This is a genomic window from Heyndrickxia sp. FSL K6-6286, from assembly GCF_038630395.1.
In the GTDB taxonomy this organism is placed as follows: Bacteria; Bacillota; Bacilli; order Bacillales; family Bacillaceae_C; genus Heyndrickxia; species Heyndrickxia oleronia.
On the sequence record NZ_CP152029.1, the window covers coordinates 4,543,374 to 4,563,842 of the forward strand.

The following is a 20,469-nucleotide window of genomic DNA, read 5'->3' on the forward strand; positions in this document are numbered from 1 at the left end:
TTTATCCCTTCCTTGTTATCTTTAATAAATTACATGTATGAATAGGGTCTATTATTATGGGGACAATAGGTGTTGGAGTGATGATATGTTTTTCATAATAAATGTACTCGGCATACTCGTTGTCGGCTTTCTCATCTATCTATGTTCACCAGTAAAGCAACAAATCAATTGGCGATCGATCATTAGCTTGTTAATCGTTGAATTGCTCATTACATGGTTTATGTTAGGAACCACTGTAGGATCATGGGTAATAGATCAAATCGCCTCCTTCTTCTCATGGTTAGTTTCTTGTGCAAATGAGGGAATTTCTTTCGCCTTTCCTTCTGTAATGAAAAACGAGACAGTCGATTTCTTCTTCAGTGCACTAATGCCAATTATCTTCATTGTTACCTTTTTTGATATTCTTTCGTATTTAGGGATTATGAAATGGATCATAGATAAGGTTGGATGGGTGATATCGAAGGTTTCTGGTCTACCGAAGCTTGAAAGCTTTTTCTCCATTCAAATGATGTTTTTAGGAAATACAGAAGCATTAGCCGTTATTCGAGAACAGTTAATGGTTCTTAAAGGAAAGAGATTATTAACATTTGGAATCATGAGTATGAGTAGTATTAGTGGATCAATTATAGGTGCTTATTTATCAATGGTTCCTGCAGAATATGTATTTGCTGCAATTCCTTTAAATTGTTTAAACGCACTTTTACTTGCAAGTATGTTAAATCCTGTTGTTGTGAGTAAAGAGGAAAATATTGTGTATGTCCCACCAAAGAAAGATCGAAAAGACTTTTTCTCAACCATTTCAAATAGTATGCTTGTTGGAATGCGGATGGTCATTGTTATTGTGGCAATGGTCATTGGCTACGTAGCGCTCACCTCTTGCTTAAATGGAATTCTAGGTTTCTTTATCCATGGTCTAACAATTCAAAGGATTTTTGGATTTATTTTCAGTCCTTTTGCATTTCTACTTGGATTAGGAAGTCAAGACGCGATGTATGTTGCGTCTTTAATGGGCATCAAAATCTCTACAAATGAATTTGTAGCAATGATGGATCTAAAAAACCATCTCAAAAATATGGCGCCTCATACGATAGCAGTTTCGGTTACTTTCTTAACGTCTTTTGCTAATTTTAGTACAGTAGGTATGATTTATGGAACCTACAACTCTATTTTCGGTGAAGAGAGCTCCGAAATTATTGGCAAAAATGTATGGAAGCTATTAGTAAGCGGGATTGGAGTATCTTTACTTAGTGCAATGATTGTTGGTCTATTTGTTTGGTAATACCCCCATCCCAATTGTTCTTGATTTGTCTATTTAATGGTTTCGTTCGTTTGTTACATTTGAAAAAGACCCCTACCGTCGTTTTTTTTCATGTAACAGGGTTCATGTTTGCAGTTCGTTTATCAGTGAATTAAAAAGAATTCTCGTTCTTAAACTCTTTTTATACGTTAATACATTTACCTAAATAACAACAATGCTAAGCATTAGAAATGGGTTGTCTATAAGAGGACAAATTTATCCTCTTACTAGAAAACCCTGTTCTTTTCTCAAATATAATAAATATATTCCTTCGGTAGGACTCGTTTTAAGAACTGTTGTGTCCTTTCTTCCTTAGGTTGTGTAAAAATTTCCTTCGGTGTCCCTTCCTCTACTACCGTACCTTCATCCATAAATACAACACGATTAGCTACATCCTGTGCAAATGACATTTCATGTGTAACTACCAACATTGTCGTTCCTTCATTGGCAATCTTCTTCATGATGTTTAAAACCTCACCAACCAGCTCAGGATCAAGAGCTGAAGTAGGTTCATCAAATAAGATAATCTCTGGATTCAACGCGATCGCTCTTGCAATACCTACTCTTTGTTGTTGCCCACCTGACAATTCATTTGGATAAGCATTATATTTATCCGATAATCCAACCTTATCCAAAGATTTCTTTGCAATTTCAATTGCTTTTTCTTTTATTATTTTCCTTCCAATAATTAAACCTTCTGTTACATTCTCTAATGCTGTTTTATTATTAAAAAGATTATAATTTTGAAAAACAAACGCAACCTTTTGCCTGACCTCATGAATTTGTTTTTTAGTAGCTGCTTTAAGATTTACATTCATATTCCCAAAAACAGCCTGACCTTGATCGGCCCTTTCAAGAAAATTAATGCATCTTAACAATGTCGTTTTACCAGATCCGCTAGGACCAAGAATAACAACAACATCTCCTTTACTTATGCTTAAATTTACCCCTTTTAATACTTCACTTTTCCCAAATGTCTTATGCACATTCTTAATTTCAAGCATAATGTTGCCCCCCTTTTGCTGTAGTTGTTTTATAGGAGCTAAGTCTTCTTTCAAATAGCTTGAACCCATATTCCGTTATGCTACAAATAATCAAATACACAAGAAAAATATCAATATAGGCCTCAACATAGTTATATCCTACATTTGCCGCTACCTTTGCCTTTAAAGTAATTTCAGGTAAGGACATAGCATAGCCTAAGGAAGTTGCTTTTATCAGATTTACCGTAGCGGTGCAAATATTTGGCAATGCCACCACCAATGCTTGTGGAATAATAATTCTTCGATAGGCTTGAACATTCGTTAATCCCACAGATTGGGCAGCTTCTAATTGTCCTTTACTTACTGTTATTAATGAGGAACGAAATATTTCAATTAAGATTGCAATCGTATTTAGAGAAAAAACAATAAATGCATACCATATCTGATTCACCTCATAAACATTTTTATCTATATGGAGCCTAGAGAATAACGATGATATGACTAAAGGTACGCTGTTATAGATAATAAATATCTGAACGATTACAGGTGTTCCACGAACAAATGAAACATATATTCTCGAAAGTTGACTTAAAATTGGGATGCGATTAATTCTTGTTAATGCCAATAAAAAACCAAATGGTGAGGCGACTATTAATGCGACAATCGTTATAATTAAGGCAGTAGGTACGCCTGATAAAGCAACAAAAAACGTATCGACTAAAAACTCTAGATTAAAGCTACCTTGCACTCGCGTTCCTCCTTATGTTGATTTCAATGATTGTTTTCCTTTACTAAATCCCTTTTCAAATTTTAAAAATACTTGTTCGATCACAATAGAAATAATCCAATAGATGATCGATAATGCCAAATAGATCTCTAAAGCATGTGCATTATAATTGCTTGCAATAATGAGATTGGCTTTCCCCATTACATCTATTAGGCCGATCGTATATGCTAAAGAGCCTTCTTTAATTAACTCCAATAGACTGTTTCCAAAGTTTGGAATAGCTACTACAAATGCCTGTGGAAAGACAATTCTTCTATATGCCTGAAAAGGACTTAATCCCACACTAACAGCAGCCTCGAATTGCCCTTTATCCACAGATTCATACGCACTCCTTATTACTTCAGACATAAATGCACCAAACTGAAGAGAAAAAGTAATTACTACAAAAACAATTTTGTCAACATTACCAGTCTGAACTGAAAATTTTTCTAATAGTGCTGGAACCCCATAATAGACTAGAAATAACAAAACAATCGATGGCGTACATCTTAAGGCAGTGGTGTATCCATTAGCAATTTTTCTAGCAATCCTACCTTTTCCTATTTTCCCCATCGCCAAAATAAACCCTAGAATGGTTCCAAACGTTACCGATAAGCCAGTAACAATAAATGTTACTTTTAGAAAAGGAAGCAGCATTGGGATGGATTTGAATATATAAGATGCATCAAAGTATTTTTCCATTATCCCCCTCCATTTTTCCTACTTTTTCGCTTGATCTAATACTTCAAATAAATCTCTTCCGTAAAATTTCTTACTTAACTCATTCGTTTCTTTTTTCTCTTGCAGTTGTTTGATCGCTTGATCATATGCATCCGCAAATTCCTGCTCTTTTTTATTAAATAGTGGCCAGGTTTTTATTACGGCGAATTCATTATAGACAACATCATTAACTAAATGATGATAAGGACCATTTTTCTCCTCTACCTGTTTTTTAAAAGGACCCTCAATCATTACTCCACCATCTACACGTCCTTCATTCACCCATTGGACAACATCAACCGAAAAGGTTTCTCCTGCCTTGAGCTTAATTTTATTATCTGGGTGTGACTGATTATATTCATCAATAACTGTATACTGAGCATTATTTGCGGCAATCGGTGCGAGGGTGTATCCCGCAGAAGCAAAGTCTTCTAAACTTTTAATCTCCTTATTTTCTTTCTTTAATACAAGTCCTGTACTACTCAGTCCAAGAAATTCTTTAGGATAAATAAACTTCTTTGTCCTTTCTTCAGTCCAGAATGCATTTTTTACTCCAACCTGAAATTTCCCTTGTTCTACCCCTAATAGTAAATCATCACTCGTTGTACCTACATACTCAAATTCATATTCAGGTAAGAGTTCATCGACTAATTTCATGACCTCTACATCATACCCAGTTGGATTCCCATTCTCATCTATGTATGAAATGGGCTTGGAGGATTGATCAAAAGCTACTTTTACCTTTCGAATCTTGCTACCATTTTCATCGGTTGATGAATGATTTGCTGATGTTGTACAGCCTGCCAATAACATAACGAATGTCAAGCAACTAATAATGCTAACTACCTTCCTTTTGTCCTCCATGAAAAAAATCCCCTCTCTTTACATTTTTCTGTACCGTAGCCAACAAAAAGGATATCATCTTCAACTACCCACTTTTTCATCACCCCTAAAAATCGAAAAACCTTTCTTCTACCGAAAAGAAGAAAGGCTCAAAATACTTGAACAATCTCCTCTTATCTTTCAGAACCTATTTGCTCTGCTGGAATTAGCACCGTTTAATCAAGGAGATTAAGGTTGCCGGGTATCATAGGGCCAGTCCCTCCACCGCTCTAGATAAGAAAAAACTAAATTATATATTCCTATAAGAAAACTTGGAATTGCTTAAAATTTAATATATCCAGTATTCTGACTATTGTCAAGTATAAAAAAAAGGAGTATAAACTCCTTTCATCCCTAATCATCGATTTTAATGGATCCCCTTACTCATAAATGATTCAAACTGCTCAGTCTTTAAAGGCTTACTATATAAATACCCTTGTACTTCATCACATTGAAACGATTGAATAATATTAAATTGTTCAACTGTTTCAATTCCTTCTGCAACAACCTTCATCCTTAGCCCATGTGCTAATTCAATAATTGCCTTTGTTAGGGCAGCATCTTGAGAGTCCAAATGAATATTTTGTATTAACGAACGATCAATCTTAACATATTCAAATTGAAATTGTTTCAAATAGGTAATAGAAGCATATCCTGTACCAAAATCATCTAAAGAGAATGTAATCCCTCTTTCTTTAAAATCTTTTATCGAATCATAGACTATCTTTTCATTTTGCATAATAATTCTTTCAGTGATTTCAAATTCAAGCAAGTTTGGACTAATCCCAGTATCTTGCAAAATTTGCATTACACCTATACTCCAGTTTCTTTTCAAGAAACTTTTCGGTGAAATATTAATTGAAACAGGGACGACCGGCATGGATTGAACTTGCCAATGTCTTATTTGTTCACATACATATCGAATAACCCAGTCTCCAATTTCTACAATTAAGCCTGATTCTTCAGCAAAAGGAATAAATTCTCCTGGATGGACAAGTCCTCGTTCTGGATGCTCCCAACGTATTAATGCCTCAGCACTAACCATTTTATTTGTTTTAACATCAATTCTAGGTTGAAAATCAACCCTAAACTCATTGTTAGTTAATGCTCTTCTTACATCCTTTTCAAAGAATGTAGATTTATTTGGACACTTCATTATTGATTGAGAATATAAAACATAATTATCCTTCCCAAGATCCTTTGCTCGATAGAGAGCACTATCTGTATTTTTTAGTAAAGTCCATGCATCCTTACCATCTAAAGGATATTGACAAATCCCTACACTTGCAGAAACATACAACTCATAATCATTTATTGTAAACGGCTCTTTTATTCCTTGAATAATTTGTTCCCCTACTTGATTTAAATCATAAATATACTTGTCATTTCTTAACAAAATGGCAAATTCATCCCCACCGATTCTAGCAACCAATTCTTTATCAGGTATCATTTCAACTAATCGGTGTCCGATCTGTATCAATAGTTCATGGCCAATATCATGGTTTAAAGAGTCATTAATGTATTTGAATCGATCCATATCCAGAAAAATAACGGCAAATGATTGATTTTTTTCCTGTGAATCCTCAATCAATGAATGCAATACTTCATCAAACATTCTTCTATTCGGTAAATCCGTCAAATAATCATGATAGGCAAAATAAGCAATTTGCTCCTCATTGCTTTTTTGTTCTGTTATGTCCGAAATAATTCCATCCAGTCTTGTAATGTCTCCCTTTTCGTTAATAAAAGGAATCGTTTGATCCTGCAGCCAACGAATCGAACCATTCTTATGAATGATTCTGTACTGATGATGAATGGATTTCCCTTTCTTTAACTCACTTTGCTTCTCAAAATAAATGGAATGATCTTGCTCATAAATAATATCCTTCCATAGAAAGGAATTGGTCATCATCTCCTCAGAAGAATAACCTGTAATATTATGAAGCCCTTCAGAAACAAATAATATTTTTTTAGTCTTGAGATCTTGTGACCAAATACATACTTCTAGATTATTGCAAATTTTTTTAAACTGCTCTTCATTTTCTTTGAGCTTCTTTTCAATTCCCTTACTTTTCGTTATATCTTTAGCAATACCAAATATAGCAACGATCTTTTTGTGTTTAATAATAGGAATTAAATTAATATTTACTTCAATGGCAGACCCATTTTTATGTAGTAAGGCAATGTCGTAATTTTCAGGTCTACCATTACATGCTTGTTGAAAGTAATAAATGGAATGATCTAATGATTCTGGTGCTACATACTTTTTAAACGAACCATATATTTCACTACTATCATATCCAAACATTGAGGGGACCTTATTATTAAATGATAGAACATTCCCTGTTAGATCTAATGTAAATATAAGATCGGGGTGATGATCTAAAATCGACTGATAAGCTTGATTAAAATTATATAAATGATCATCTTGTTCATACTTTTTTATCTCTACTGAATCCATTATCCCTTTATATGCCTCTTTACCATCGGAACCCATGATATTCCCCTCCACTACCTTGGATAAATAAAACTGTCTGAATTTGTCGAAAAAAGGAATATTTTCATGTTATTATTTCACTTTTTATAATCGTAGTCAATGGTTAGGAAATTAATACCTATTAACCAGCATATTTATACATTCGATAATGAATTGGACTAATAAAAAGTGCCTCCCCATATAAGGAGAGACACCTCTAATTAGTCAAATAAATCACCAAGAATATCCATCATCGATTTTTTCTTTTTATGTTTCGGTGGATAGGAATGTTTGTTATATTTTTTATCATATTCTTTGGAATAGTGTTTTTCCTGGAAGGATCTTTCTTCTGATGGATAGGACTGATAATATTGCTGATCATCTTTTAAGCCCTGTGTAATTTTTTCTAATTCTCCTCGATCTAACCAAACACCTTTACAATTAGGACAAATATCAATTAATACATTTTCCTTTTCTACTTCTTTCATACTTACATTATCACAAACAGGACATTTCAATGATATTCCCTCCACTCGATATGATTTATGTTATATGTCAATTGTAACATAATGAATATTTCATTTTCCGTTATATATATTCCTATTATTCACAATTTTGTTAACAAAACTTAACAGTTCATATAGATCATATAGTGAAATTTGACTAAGGTCTTATTAGGTAGTTTATTAATTGTAAGCGCCTGAGGTGTTTCGAAAGACACCTCAGGTAAATTTGAAGCAACCATTGTAAAAGTTTCAGGTGCAATAATTCTCTATCGTCTAAGAAGATGTTATATCTGAAAAAAGTGGTTGTGTCCTTCAAAATCATTTTGAAATTAGTGACAAGATTATTTTTCGAATGAATGCTGCTTATTCTTTTTGTTATTCTTACCTTCTTCTCCCCTCCTCTTTTTTGAGGGGGAGTATTTTTATTTACTAAATAAAATTGATTTATTAGAAAATTGGTGGAATAATAAAACTTAAAAATAAATTTTATAGATAAAGAGGGACCAAAATGAGAGATTATTCAATTACTATCATCGAAAATCAAGAAAAAAAACAAATGCCTGATCCTAATCAACTTGAATTCGGAAAACACTTTACAGACCATATGTTCATAATGGATTATACAGAAGGAACAGGATGGCATGATCCCCGAATTGTACCTTATCAGCCTATCTCCTTAGATCCTGCTGCTATGATTTTCCACTATGGACAAACCGTATTCGAAGGGCTTAAAGCATATAAAACACAAGATAACAGGGTGCTTTTATTTAGACCTGAAAAAAACATGGAAAGATTGAATATGTCGAATGATCGCTTATGTATACCACAAATTGAAGAAGAATTTATTTTAGATTGCTTAAAACAATTAATTAGCATGGATCAAGATTGGATTCCATCAGCTGAGGGAACTTCCCTATATATCCGTCCTTTTATCATCTCAACAGAACCATATTTAGGAGTAGCCGCATCAAAAACCTATCGATTAATGATTATCCTTTCCCCTGTCGGATCTTACTATAAGGAAGGAATTCATCCAGTAAAGATATTTGTAGAGCGTGAATATGTTCGTGCTGTTGCTGGTGGTACAGGAAAGGCGAAAACTGCAGGAAATTATGCAGGGAGTCTGAAAGCACAGGAAGTATCAGAAAAACTAGGCTATTCACAGGTTCTTTGGTTGGATGGAATTGAGAAAAAGTACATTGAAGAAGTAGGAAGTATGAACATCTTCTTTAAAATCAATGGAGAAGTAGTCACACCAGCCTTAAATGGCAGTATCCTAGAAGGCGTTACAAGAAACTCAGTCATTCATCTTTTAAATCACTGGGGTGTTCCTGTTACTGAGCGCAGGATATCTATTGATGAAATTTATGAAAGCTACAAAAAAGGGTTAGTTGAGGAAATCTTCGGAACAGGTACAGCTGCAGTTATTTCTCCTGTTGGGGAATTGAATTGGGAAGGTGAAAAAATGGTGATTAACAATGGGCAGACTGGATCATTGTCAAAAAAGCTTTATCATACAATCACTAGTATTCAAAATGGTAATGAACCGGATCCATTCGAATGGACAGTTGAAGTAAAACCAAATTGTTAAAACAGTTCCTTACCTATTTATTGTATAATAGGCCTCGTGAGTCTTTTTAATATTGACATCGGTAAGACTCCTTTTTATCAGCCCAGATAAAATGCAAATTTTATAAAAGGAGATCAAGATTTTGAGTAAGCGGAAATTTGGAGGAATTGGCTTTGTTATCGCTGTTATTCTTGTTGTTTTAGTCTATAAAGGAGTTATCAATACCCCTGAAAAAGTCACAAATAGTGTACAGGTGGAAAAGACACAAGAAGATCAAAATAAAAAAGCAGATAATATAGCTAATAAGCAAAAAAATGGATCTAAGGGTACTTCTGACAATCAACGTGTCTCGGTACAATTAACACGAGCTGTAGATGGAGACACAATAAAGGTGCTTTATAAGGGGAAAGAGGAAACGGTTCGCTATTTATTAATTGATACACCCGAATCGAAAAAACCAGGAACTTGTGTTCAACCATATGCAAAAAGTGCTTCCGAAAAAAACGAACAATTAGTTTCGAGTGGAGATTTATCTCTAGAATTTGATAATGGAAATGAAAGAGATAAATATGGGCGCCTACTAGCCTATGTTTTTGTTGATGGAAAATCGGTTCAAGAAACTTTATTAAAAGAAGGCTATGCTCGAGTCGCATACATTTATGAACCAACGTATAAATATCTTGATCAATTTAAACAGGATGAAAAAATTGCTCAAGAGCACATGATTTACGGATATGGTCTAATAAAGGACTCGTAACAGATAGAGGCTTTAATGGTTGTGCTACTGATGTAAAAAAATCAAGTACTAATCAGACGTCCATACCGACTGAATCAAAAAACTCAGCATCAAAAGGAACACATCACCTACATCTGGAACAGGTAGTACAGAATTTTTTACCAACTGTACGGAATTAAGAAAAAAATATCCAGATGGAGTACCAAGTACACACCCTGCTTACCAAGCAAAAATGGATCGTGATCATGATAATTATGCATGTGAAAGATAAAGAATAACCGCTTCTTTTGTTTAAGGACTTTTCTCAAACATTGTGGCTATTTGAGGTAAGTTTTAACTAACTATCGGTTGACGACAGCTACATCTTTCATTCACTGTGAAAAGAGCAGCATACTCCTAAAATGTCGCTAAATCCTTTAGTGGTGTAAAAGCCGGAAGTTGGGCTTTAACTAAAAGCAACAAACTATACAAAAACAGCCTTTGATTAAGGTGTTTAGAACCAGATGATAACGAACAGTATTTGATACTGTTCGTTATCTATGAATTTCAAAATTCGAGTCAAAATCTAAACATTCTTTTTTAACCGTTTCCTCCCCACTTATGTAACTTTTTCAATAGTGTTGTATGGTGCACGCCCAATTCCTTGGCAGCTTTTCTAATTGATTGGTTTCGCTTAAGGGATTTTTCTATTATCATTTTTTCATAGTTTTCCACCTGCTCTTTTAAAGTACGAGACGAAGTGTTATTAGATATTTGAGTTATATGTCTAGGTAAGTTTTCAGGTTTGATGATAATTTCTGGAATAGAGACGATTAGGCTTTCTAACACATTCTTTAATTCTCTTATATTACCCGGCCAGTGGTATGTAAGAAGAATTTGCTTTGTCTCTTCTAACAATTCCTTCTCAACTCTATATTGCTCCTTAAAACTATGGAAAAAGTGATCCAATAGCAAATCAACATCCTCTAGTCTAGCTCTTAATGGAGGGACTTCCATTTGAACCACTGCTAATCGATAGAAAAGATCCTCTCTAAACTCCCCTGCTTGCATTTTTTGTTCTATATTTTGATTCGTGGCTGAAATTATACGCACATCTATTGTCTTTATTTGTGTACTCCCAATTCGTTGAACTTGTTTATCTTGTAATACTCTTAGTAGCTTTACCTGTAACGATAAGGGCATTTCACCAATTTCATCCAGCATAAATGTTCCACCATCGGCCAGCTCTAACAATCCAATCTTTCCTTCTCTCTTTGAACCAGTAAATGCTCCCTCTACATAACCAAAAAGTTCAGATTCTAATAACGACTCAGGTATAGCAGCACAATTCACCTTTATAAACGGCTTTTTCCGGCGATCACTCATATAATGAATCAAATTAGCCACCTCTTCCTTTCCAGCTCCAGAAGGTCCAATTATAAAAATACTAGTTGGGAAAGGGGCAACTTGTTCAACTTTACGAACTAAATCTTTCATTATATTACTCTTAAAGAGAAATTGTGACTGTTGATTTCCTAAATGATCATATGTAAATCGATAATTATTTAGTTTTGAAATATGTTCATGACGCTCCAAATGATTTTTTAAATAATTTAAATTGGTTATATCACGTACACTTGTAACAACCATCTCAATATTTCCATTCCTATTCCAAACTGGCCGACCGGTAACAATCACATCCTTCTTTCCACCAAGCTTTTGCATAATAGACAAGGATTCCTTCTTTTCAAGCACCATTAAAGATACGGACTGGCTAATATAACCTTCTCGAATTAAATCCCCCATATATCTACCAAGAAGATCTCTTCGATCAAAACCGGATAATTCCTCGTATGCAGCGTTAACAAAAAGGGTAACCCCATCTTTATTGACAACATAGACTCCATCAGAAATAAATTCTAATATTGTCTTAACTTTATCGTTCAACAAATAACACTTATCTTGTTCTAGCATATTTCGTTCACTCCTTAAAGGTGGTGAAATATTTCTACTTGAGAAAGAAAAATGTAACCGCTCTCCATAGAGAGTATATACATTATCATAGCATGTCTATGTGAATTTTTTAACCATACAGAACTTTCGGACTAGTCAGTAATCTGCTCTGAATTTGGCATATTTCTTGCATACTAAACAAGTAGAAAGGAGGAAGCATTATTAAAACTTGTATCATTTGTGGAATATACTGATTAACTATACAAAAAATGAAAAAAAGAGGGATGAATAATGACAAACATAATTAAGCCACGTCCAAAGCTATTTGTTATGGATAATGGAAGAATGCGAATGGATAAGAATTATATGGTTGCCATGCACAATCCAGCATCTATCGATCATCCAAATCAACCCGCAACATTTGTAGAATTTCCAATATATACAGTTTTAATCGATCATCCTGAAGGGAAAATTTTATTCGATACTGCATGTAACCCGAACTCTATGGGTGAAAAAGGACGCTGGGAGGAAATTACCCAAAAAACATTTCCATGGGAAGCAAACGAAGAATGTTATTTACACAATCGTCTTGAACAATTAAATGTTCGTCCTGAAGATATTAAATTTGTTGTAGCCTCTCACTTACATTTAGATCATGCAGGTTGTCTTGAAATGTTTACAAATGCAAAAATCATTGTTCATGAGGATGAGCTAAATGGAACACTTCGTTCCTATGCTAATCATGATAAGAGTGGTGCATATATTTGGGCTGATATCGATGCGTGGATAAAAAACCACTTGCAATGGAAAACCATTGGAAGGAATGAAGATAGTCTCGAACTTGTAGAAGGTGTAAAAATTTTAAACTTTGGTAGCGGTCATGCTTGGGGACTCCTCGGACTACAAATTGATATGCCTGAATCAGGAGGTATTATTCTAGCTTCTGATGCGGTTTATTCTGCAGAGAATTATGGTCCTCCTATTAAAATACCAGGAATTATCTATGACTCTTTAGGCTATGTAAAAGCTGTAGAAAAAATTAAACGGATCGCGAAGGAAACAAATTCCCAAGTGTGGTTTGGTCATGATTCAAAGCAATTTGAACAATTCATTAAATCGACGCAAGGATATTATGAATAATGGAAACACGATAAATAAATGGAGGAGAGTTCATCATGAAAGTAAAATCTGCTGTACTCCATAAAATGGGTGCAACTACGCCTTACACGGAAAGCAAACCACTAATTATTCAGGAATTGGAGCTTGATAATCCAGGACGCGGAGAAGTTTTGATAGAAATTAAGGCTGCTGGATTATGTCATTCAGATTTGTCTGTTATAAATGGAAGTCGCCCCCGCCCTGTACCGATGGCATTAGGTCATGAAGCAGTTGGAGTCATTGTAGAATTAGGTGAGGATGTAACCGATTTAAAAGTAGGAGACCATGTTGTATGTATCTTCGTTGCTACTTGTGGACATTGCTCATCTTGTCAGGAAGGGAGGCCAGCTCTTTGTGAAAATGGTGCAAAAGCTAATAATGATGGCACTCTTTTAGGTGGAGAAAAAAGATTGCATGATGGGGAACAATACATTCATCATCACCTAGGTGTTTCAGCTTTTTCAAATTTTGTTGTAACCTCAAGAAATTCTTTAGTTAAAATTGATCCTTCAATTCCTTTTGAAAAAGCTGCACTCTTTGGATGCGCAGTAATGACAGGAGTCGGAGCCGTTGTCAATACCGCACATTTAAAAATGGGAAGCTCGGTTGCTATAGTTGGTCTTGGCGGTATCGGTCTAAGCGCATTACTTGGATCAATTGCAGCTGGAGCACGTGAGATTATTGCTGTCGATATTAATCCAGATAAATTATCCTTTGCTCAACAACTAGGCGCTACTCATATTTTCAATTCTACACAAGAAGATGTTATTGATCAGATAAAACATGCAACCAATGGCGGAGTAGAATTTGCCTTCGAAACAGCAGGAGCAGTTCCAGCCATGAAGGTTGCCTACAATATTACACGACGTGGAGGTACAACGATAACCACTGGGCTTCCACATCATGAACATGAATTTTCCTTTCCACAAGCTTCTCTAACTGCTGAAGAAAGGATATTGAAGGGCTCGTATTTAGGAAGCTGTGTTCCTTCCCGTGACATCCCAAGATTTATCGAGATGTACAAACAAGGACGTCTTCCAGTAGATCGCCTATTAAGTGATGTTATTCCGTTAGAAGAAATAAATGAGGGGTTTGATCGACTGGCTAACGGAAGTGTCAATCGTATTGTTGTGAAACCTTGATTATTATTTAAGGACACACTATGTTTATCACCGTAAAGATGTGTGAAATATGCATTGAAGGAAAACTATACTAGGCCGTGACTAAAGATAGGTTCAAATTCAGCACCCATCTTTAGTCATAGCCCCAATTTTTTTCAAACTTAGTCATATGATGATATCGAAAACGTGAAAGGGTGTTCAGCATGGATATTAACGTACTGAACACGGAAAAACATGAAGTAAAGCAATTATTCAATATACAGAAAGAAGCTTTTCAAGAGGACTTTAATAAATATCAAGATTATGAAACACGCCCAGTTACTGAAGCATATGAGGATTTTCTTTACAAAATTAATCATACCCAGCACTATACCATCTATTATAATAATCAAATAATAGGTGGATTAAATATTATAAAAATATCACCTCGGCATTGTCGAGTCTACCAATTTTCCCTAAAGCCTTCCTTTCAAAATAAAGAAAATTGATGTCCTCAATCCTACCACCCTTATTGACAATATGGTCTTCTCTCTTCACTTATAATCGCAAAAGCTTCATCTGAAAAATTCGCACTAATTTTTCTATTCTTATATAATAAACTAAAAAGGAGATGGGCTATATGGTTCACGTCTTATTTGTTTGCTTAGGCAATATTTGTCGTTCTCCAATGGCAGAGGCTGTATTTCGACATATGGTTAATAAGGCACAGTTGACTGATAAAATTATGATTGATTCTGCAGGAACTGGATCCTGGCATATAGGAGATAGCCCCCACCAAGGGACACTCACTATTCTTAAAGAAAATAACATTTCAGCTGAGGGACTTTTCGGACGTCAATTAAAAAAAGAGGATTTCGAAAGATTTGATTACATTATTGGAATGGACGAGAGTAATCTATCAAATATATATACGATGTTAAATCAGGCTAAGCATCCAAAAATTATTCGTCTACTTGATTTAACTGAGCTAAAAAAAGATGTTCCTGATCCATATTATACTGGCAATTTCGAGGAAACCTATGAACTAATAACAGAAGGTTGCCAAGCATTACTGAAGAAAATCCTTCAAGAACAAAATTTAATATAATAAAAAGTCGAAGGGTTATCTGATAAATATATCATACTTATCAAATAACCCTTGTTTTATGGAGCAAGATTATCCGTCTTATTTATTCAATGTAGGATACTACTAGTGATAAGTCCTTAACAATTGAAAATGCTTTTTGTTTCATTTCTTCATTTGGTTGAATCAGATCTGGAACGATAATACACTTAATATTTGCACCATAAGCTGCTTTTAGTCCATTCAATGAATCTTCTAAAACTAAGGCTGAATCTGGTTTTTCATTAGCACGGTTACAAGCTTCAATAAAAATATCAGGATGAGGCTTACCAAATTCTACTTCATCCCCACTTACAAAGAAGTCAAATCTTGATTCCAATCCAGTTTTAATTAAATGTTGTTGAATCGTTTCCCTACTGCTGGATGAAGCGATACATTTTTTTAACCCTTTTTGCTCAATCGCATCTAGTAATTCATTAGCTCCCGGCTTAATAGCTAATCCTTCTGACTCGAGTATTCTTTTAAACGTTTCATTGTAATCATCAGAAATTCTATGAAACTGAAAATCTTTACCATATATTTCTTGTAAAACGATATTACTTTTAGGTCCAGAAAGTCCAATCATTTGCCGATAATTTTCTATCGTAAACTGATATCCTTGTTTTTTCATTACCTCTTTCATTGCAAGAAATGAGGGTCGTTCTGTATCAAATAATAAACCATCCATATCAAAAATTACTAACCGAATTGGCTTCATTTAACTACCACCCTTTCGTTAATTACTTTCTTATCTTCCTGTGTACATCAAAAGAATGTTCCACATACAACTCAATCATAACTTTTCCTATTTTTAAATGGTATGATTAGCTCTAATTACCAAAAGGACTTTCTCATTCGACAATACTACTCATTAAAAAATACTTATAAAAATAAGGCAGAGAATATGACACTCTGCCTTATATTACCATATTAGTAATCAAATTGACGATAGTAACGACGCATATCTAAATCATGACCAGTATATTTTTCATAATAGCGGGCTAATCGATCAACTAAAAGAGTGGATGAAATTGTCGGTGCTAAGATCCAACGAAACTCATCATCTATCCCATTTAATTCATAATCTTTCGTATCAATAACAACTAGCTTTTTCGTATATTGTTGACAAAACTTTTCCACACGATCATCTAGTATTCTACGCTTCCCTTCCCCTTTTACTAAAAATACTGGAACATCCTCTTCCACTAATTCAAGTGTCCCATGGAAGAATTCTGATGATGATACTGCTTTCGTACGCACCCATTGCATTTCTTCTAATATACACATAGAGAATAGGTACACCTCTCCCCACATCTCACCATCGCCAATCCAAATATTATAGTTTTCTTTATGGTAGGTTTTAGCAATTTCGTCTGCAATCGGTTCAAACTTTTCTTTTGCGCGAAGCAGGTTTTCTGGAAGCTTTTCAAGCTGATCAGCAAATTTTTGATAAGCAGGAAATTGACCTTTATTATGAACTAATTTAAAGAGTAGCATGAACAATTGCATATATTCGAATTCCACACCATTTTTAGCCTTATTTGGAATAACCCAGTGACTCGCCTTTTCTAGTGGCGTATTTGGCGTACCTACAAGTGATACTACACGATAACCTTGCTCTTTACACCATTCTGCCGCTGCTACTGTTTCTTTTGTATCACCGGATTTTGAGGCCATAACCACGATGGAATCCTTCGTTAATTGCTTATGTCCAGTTAAAATAATTTCTCCTGCCTGTTCTGAAAAGACAGGAATATCTGTCATTTGCTTTAACATTTCCTGAATTGGCCACATAAGCGATATAGAACCACCTACAGAAATAAAAAAGATGTTTTTAAAGCCCTGTTGAGTAATTTCATCTGCAACCTTTTCAATTTCATCACGTGTTTCATAAGTAAGTCGTGCATTTTCTAAATATACATTTTCATCAAATTTAAGCATCATCATTCTCCTAACCTTTTTAGTTTATTATTTTAATTGATCAGTATTTATTTAAATCTTACTTTTTAACACTTTATCAAAGTCATCAAAGATTCTAATTCCTAGATCGATTCCTTTTCCAGTTGCAATTCGGTAAGATAACAGTTGAAACGGAATCACCATCACAAGTGGACTCATAAATTCGTTAACTTCCAAGTCTAATGCTAATGTTTTTTCATCACCTTTTTGTTTTAGGCTAGTGATGGTAAAACAATGATCTGTATATGCTTGGAAATATTGCTTTAATTTACTGGCTCTTTCCGAAAGTTTACTTTCGGTTTGAAGAAAAATTAAGCCATGATTGGAATTAACCTCTAAATATGGGCCGTGCATATAGGCTTCTAATTCGAATCCCTGCGAGGGCACTCTTACCGTTTCAGTGAATTTTGTTTCAAATTCTTTGGCAGTCCCTACAGTAGGTCCATAGCCTATTGCTGAAAAACGTTGAATTTCATGTAATTCAGCTGCATGCTTTTTATAAAATTCTTCTGTTTTCTCAATAATAGAAGGAATTTCTTTGATTTGCTTTTTTAAAGCTTGAATCTCGTTGTCCATCGCCATTTCATCTAATCTACCTAGTACATTTCCGGTGACAATTCCTAAGAGCATGGAGGTTAACACAGTAGCAGTAAATCCCTTTGTTACAAAACCTACATGTTCCGTCCCACAGCCAATATCAAGAACCAAATCTGCATAATTTACAATAGGACTATTTAATTGTGATGTTAAAGCTACCGTTGGAATTTTTGCCTCTTTTTGTACCTTTTTCAAAGCTTCAATAGTTGAATAACTATGACCACTTTGTGAAACAGCAATGACAAAATCAATAGAATCCCTAAGAGTTTCATAGTGTACAAAATTAAATGGCTCTTGAATTTCAATCGATATTCCAGCAACTTTTTCTATATAGTATTTTGCACTGAGCATGGCATTTGAACTTGATCCCGTTGCAAGTACTAGCCAGTTTTTAGGTTTACTTTTTTCTATTAGCTGTCTAAAAGCCTTTGTTTTTTCTTGAAAACTCGCTACAATTGCCTCACATACGTCCTTCTCTTCATGTATATAAGTCATCATCGTTTCCTTCATGCAAAATACTCCTTTCATCCATATACTTATATATAATTAGGCTCCAAAAACCCCAATCCATGCTCCTAATATGCCAACAAAAGCTATACCTAGGAGAATGGTTGTCGCTTTTACTTCCTTACCTAACAGCCAATAAATGATACCAAATGCACACAATGGCAATAGTCCCGGCATAATATTATTTAATATATCTTGAACACCAGAGGCCCCCTCACCACTACCAATTTTTAAAGGTACATGGATACTGATCATTGAAGCACTCATACCTCCAATAACCATTAACCCAAGAACAGCTGCTCCGAATGTTAAACTTCCCATTGCGCCACTTTTTTGAAGACGTTGCAGAAAGCCTGTTCCCATCTTATAGCCGAAGCCTGTTAAAAGGTACCGAACGATGAGATGAGGAATATTAAAAATAAGTAAAAACAAAATGGGGCCAAGAATACTCCCCTGTAACGCAAGGGAAGTACCTACACCTGTTGCGATTAGGCGCAAAGTTCCCCAAAAGAATGAATCGCCTAGACCAGCAAGTGGTCCCATTAATGATGCCTTCACATTATTAATAGTGGATGGATCAAAATTTTTATCTTTAGCATTTTGTTCTTCCATTGCTGCAGATACACCTAGCATCATCGTTACAATATGAGGTGTCGTATTAAAAAACTCCAAATGACGCATTAATGCATTCGATAAGTCTTCCTTTTTCTTATACAATTTTTTTAAAATTGGAATCATCGCGTACGTATACGCTAAGTTCATTTGTCGTTCGTAATTCCATGAAAATTCCATTTGAAAGGAACGCCAAAATAAGCGGCGAAGATCCTTTTTCGTTAATTCTGGATTATCTGTTGCATCTTGATTTTCATAATCAGAAGTCTTCATCATCGTCATAATTTACCCCTCCCCCTTCATTTGTAGCCACTTGAGGCTTTTTAGTATTCATGACATTTACCATAATGACAGCAATTATAGCCCCTAATATCGCAATACCTGTGACAGGTACACCTAAGTAAGCAGCGATGATAAATCCTAGGAAGAAATAAGGAACCACTTGTTTATTAATCAATAATCTTGCTAACATCGCAAAACCTAGTGCTGGAAGAATACCAGTAGCGACTTGAAGCCCCGTTTGAATAAATGCAGGAATAGCATCTAGCACTTGTTTAATAGCATCACTACCTACATAAAATGAGATGGTAACAATTAAAGCAAGCATGAAAGAAAGTCCAAAGCCACCAATTAAATGCATGGCTTCCACACCACGCGTATTCCCATTTTCGGCATACTTATCAGCTTTATGTGATAGAAATGGCAAGAAAAGACCTAAATAAATATTTTTTAACACAAGTGTTAACGTGGCAATCGGCAATCCTAATAGTAAGGCTGTTTCAGGCCCTGCATTAGAAGAAATAGCAAATGCAGTACCTAATATTCCTCCTGTGACAACATCAGGGGGAATGGCCGCCCCAACCGAAAATGAACCTATAAATGCCAACTCTAATGTTGCACCCATAATGAGACCCGTTTTAATATCCCCCATTACAAGTCCAATTAGTAACCCTGTTACGACTGGTCGGGATAATAAACTTGTCCCTAAGGCATATTCGCTTTGCGCAATAAAAGCTACAAGACCGAGCAATAATGCAGTAAGCATATCTCAACCTCCTTTAGAAGATTCATTTTATAGTACGTTTTGTGCAAAAATCTTTTTGTCATTTGGAACCTGTCTGATTTCCACTTCAACACCTTGACCTACCATCTTTTTCACTAGTTCCTCCTCTTCAGGTAAGAGGTTAACTGCTTTCGAAATATTTCTAGTTCCTTCTTTTGCTTTCACTCCTCCAAGATTCACCTGCTTAATTTCAGGGAAAGCACTTACAATTTTTTCGGCGTCTGCTACTGATTCAACTACGATGAACAGCTTATATTTATCTGTTACTCCACTTTGCAATGCTTGAATAGAGTCTTCAATATTTTTTATCACTAGTTTGATTCCTTGTGGCTTAGCGAGCTTAATTGTCGTTTTGCGTAACTCATTAACAGGAACATCATCATTTGCTATTAATATGCAATCTGCCCCAATATTTTGTGTCCAAGAAAAAGCAACTTGACCATGTAATAATCGATGATCTACACGCAGTAATTTAATCATTT

At 34.9% G+C, this 20,469-nt stretch carries 19 protein-coding genes, 1 pseudogene and 1 riboswitch; of the genes and pseudogenes, 7 read left to right on the plus strand and 13 right to left on the minus strand.

The window, feature by feature from the left end; all coding sequences use genetic code 11:
* Window positions 1-85: 85 nt before the first annotated feature.
* Window positions 86-1,279: a nucleoside transporter C-terminal domain-containing protein gene (locus tag MHI39_RS22935; RefSeq protein ID WP_342540294.1), complete on the plus strand. Its 1,194-nt coding sequence runs from the start codon at window positions 86-88 to the stop codon at window positions 1,277-1,279.
* A 266-nt stretch (window positions 1,280-1,545) separates the two neighbouring features.
* Here the strand turns inward: MHI39_RS22935 and MHI39_RS22940 are convergent, their stop codons facing one another.
* From MHI39_RS22940 to MHI39_RS22965, 6 genes are all read right to left on the minus strand, one after another.
* Complete coding sequence (locus MHI39_RS22940; RefSeq protein ID WP_342540295.1) at window positions 1,546-2,301, minus strand: amino acid ABC transporter ATP-binding protein; 756 nt, start codon at window positions 2,299-2,301, stop codon at window positions 1,546-1,548.
* Window positions 2,294-3,028, minus strand: a complete 735-nt coding sequence (locus tag MHI39_RS22945) for an amino acid ABC transporter permease (protein ID WP_259548128.1) — start codon at window positions 3,026-3,028, stop codon at window positions 2,294-2,296. Before MHI39_RS22945 ends, MHI39_RS22940 begins: the two co-directional genes overlap by 8 nt.
* A 12-nt stretch (window positions 3,029-3,040) precedes the next feature.
* Window positions 3,041-3,748, minus strand: a complete 708-nt coding sequence (locus MHI39_RS22950) for an amino acid ABC transporter permease (protein ID WP_259548129.1) — start codon at window positions 3,746-3,748, stop codon at window positions 3,041-3,043.
* 18 nt (window positions 3,749-3,766) lie between these two features.
* Complete coding sequence (locus tag MHI39_RS22955) at window positions 3,767-4,630, minus strand: transporter substrate-binding domain-containing protein (RefSeq protein WP_259548130.1); 864 nt, start codon at window positions 4,628-4,630, stop codon at window positions 3,767-3,769.
* 149 nt (window positions 4,631-4,779) lie between these two features.
* Window positions 4,780-4,889: riboswitch (SAM riboswitch) on the minus strand.
* Window positions 4,890-5,015: 126 nt separating this feature from the next.
* Window positions 5,016-7,145 (minus strand): EAL domain-containing protein, encoded by a 2,130-nt coding sequence (locus tag MHI39_RS22960; RefSeq protein ID WP_342540296.1) that lies wholly within the window; start codon window positions 7,143-7,145, stop codon window positions 5,016-5,018.
* Between the two features lie 200 nt (window positions 7,146-7,345).
* Complete coding sequence (locus tag MHI39_RS22965; protein ID WP_259548132.1) at window positions 7,346-7,642, minus strand: zf-TFIIB domain-containing protein; 297 nt, start codon at window positions 7,640-7,642, stop codon at window positions 7,346-7,348.
* Window positions 7,643-8,138: 496 nt separating this feature from the next.
* Between MHI39_RS22965 and MHI39_RS22970 the strand changes: the two genes are divergently transcribed.
* Together MHI39_RS22970 and MHI39_RS22975 are read left to right on the plus strand one after the other, a co-directional pair.
* Window positions 8,139-9,221: a branched-chain amino acid aminotransferase gene (locus tag MHI39_RS22970; RefSeq protein WP_259548134.1), complete on the plus strand. Its 1,083-nt coding sequence runs from the start codon at window positions 8,139-8,141 to the stop codon at window positions 9,219-9,221.
* A 250-nt stretch (window positions 9,222-9,471) separates the two neighbouring features.
* A pseudogene (locus MHI39_RS22975) lies at window positions 9,472-10,207 on the plus strand (thermonuclease family protein); the annotation flags it as partial.
* Window positions 10,208-10,515: 308 nt separating this feature from the next.
* Here MHI39_RS22975 and MHI39_RS22980 read toward each other — a convergent pair.
* The gene (locus MHI39_RS22980; protein ID WP_259548136.1) at window positions 10,516-11,889 is read right to left on the minus strand and encodes a sigma 54-interacting transcriptional regulator; all 1,374 of its coding nucleotides are present in this window, start codon (window positions 11,887-11,889) and stop codon (window positions 10,516-10,518) included.
* Window positions 11,890-12,159: 270 nt separating this feature from the next.
* On the opposite strand from MHI39_RS22980, the gene MHI39_RS22985 reads away from it, so the two are divergent.
* The 4 genes from MHI39_RS22985 (at window position 12,160) to MHI39_RS23000 (ending at window position 15,234) form a co-directional block, all read left to right on the plus strand.
* Window positions 12,160-13,008, plus strand: a complete 849-nt coding sequence (locus MHI39_RS22985; protein WP_259548138.1) for an N-acyl homoserine lactonase family protein — start codon at window positions 12,160-12,162, stop codon at window positions 13,006-13,008.
* A gap of 35 nt (window positions 13,009-13,043) precedes the next feature.
* The gene (locus MHI39_RS22990; protein ID WP_342540297.1) at window positions 13,044-14,168 is read left to right on the plus strand and encodes a zinc-dependent alcohol dehydrogenase family protein; all 1,125 of its coding nucleotides are present in this window, start codon (window positions 13,044-13,046) and stop codon (window positions 14,166-14,168) included.
* Between the two features lie 182 nt (window positions 14,169-14,350).
* The gene (locus tag MHI39_RS22995; RefSeq protein WP_259548140.1) at window positions 14,351-14,635 is read left to right on the plus strand and encodes a GNAT family N-acetyltransferase; all 285 of its coding nucleotides are present in this window, start codon (window positions 14,351-14,353) and stop codon (window positions 14,633-14,635) included.
* Window positions 14,636-14,766: 131 nt separating this feature from the next.
* Complete coding sequence (locus MHI39_RS23000) at window positions 14,767-15,234, plus strand: low molecular weight protein-tyrosine-phosphatase (protein WP_058003205.1); 468 nt, start codon at window positions 14,767-14,769, stop codon at window positions 15,232-15,234.
* Window positions 15,235-15,316: 82 nt separating this feature from the next.
* Here the strand turns inward: MHI39_RS23000 and MHI39_RS23005 are convergent, their stop codons facing one another.
* The 6 genes from MHI39_RS23005 to MHI39_RS23030 all read right to left on the minus strand — a co-directional run bounded on the left by MHI39_RS23005 (window position 15,317) and on the right by MHI39_RS23030 (window position 20,467).
* Window positions 15,317-15,967 (minus strand): HAD family phosphatase, encoded by a 651-nt coding sequence (locus MHI39_RS23005; RefSeq protein WP_078110365.1) that lies wholly within the window; start codon window positions 15,965-15,967, stop codon window positions 15,317-15,319.
* A 212-nt stretch (window positions 15,968-16,179) separates the two neighbouring features.
* On the minus strand, window positions 16,180-17,190 hold the full coding sequence (locus tag MHI39_RS23010) for an SIS domain-containing protein (protein WP_058003207.1): 1,011 nt from the start codon (window positions 17,188-17,190) through the stop codon (window positions 16,180-16,182).
* 51 nt (window positions 17,191-17,241) lie between these two features.
* Complete coding sequence (locus MHI39_RS23015; RefSeq protein WP_078110366.1) at window positions 17,242-18,315, minus strand: SIS domain-containing protein; 1,074 nt, start codon at window positions 18,313-18,315, stop codon at window positions 17,242-17,244.
* A gap of 36 nt (window positions 18,316-18,351) precedes the next feature.
* Complete coding sequence (locus MHI39_RS23020; RefSeq protein WP_342541480.1) at window positions 18,352-19,200, minus strand: PTS system mannose/fructose/sorbose family transporter subunit IID; 849 nt, start codon at window positions 19,198-19,200, stop codon at window positions 18,352-18,354.
* Complete coding sequence (locus tag MHI39_RS23025) at window positions 19,184-19,969, minus strand: PTS mannose/fructose/sorbose/N-acetylgalactosamine transporter subunit IIC (protein ID WP_071976426.1); 786 nt, start codon at window positions 19,967-19,969, stop codon at window positions 19,184-19,186. Before MHI39_RS23025 ends, MHI39_RS23020 begins: the two co-directional genes overlap by 17 nt.
* A 27-nt stretch (window positions 19,970-19,996) precedes the next feature.
* Entirely contained in the window at window positions 19,997-20,467 is a 471-nt protein-coding gene (locus tag MHI39_RS23030) for a PTS sugar transporter subunit IIB (RefSeq protein ID WP_058003211.1), read from the minus strand.
* Between the last annotated feature and the right edge of the window lie 2 nt (window positions 20,468-20,469).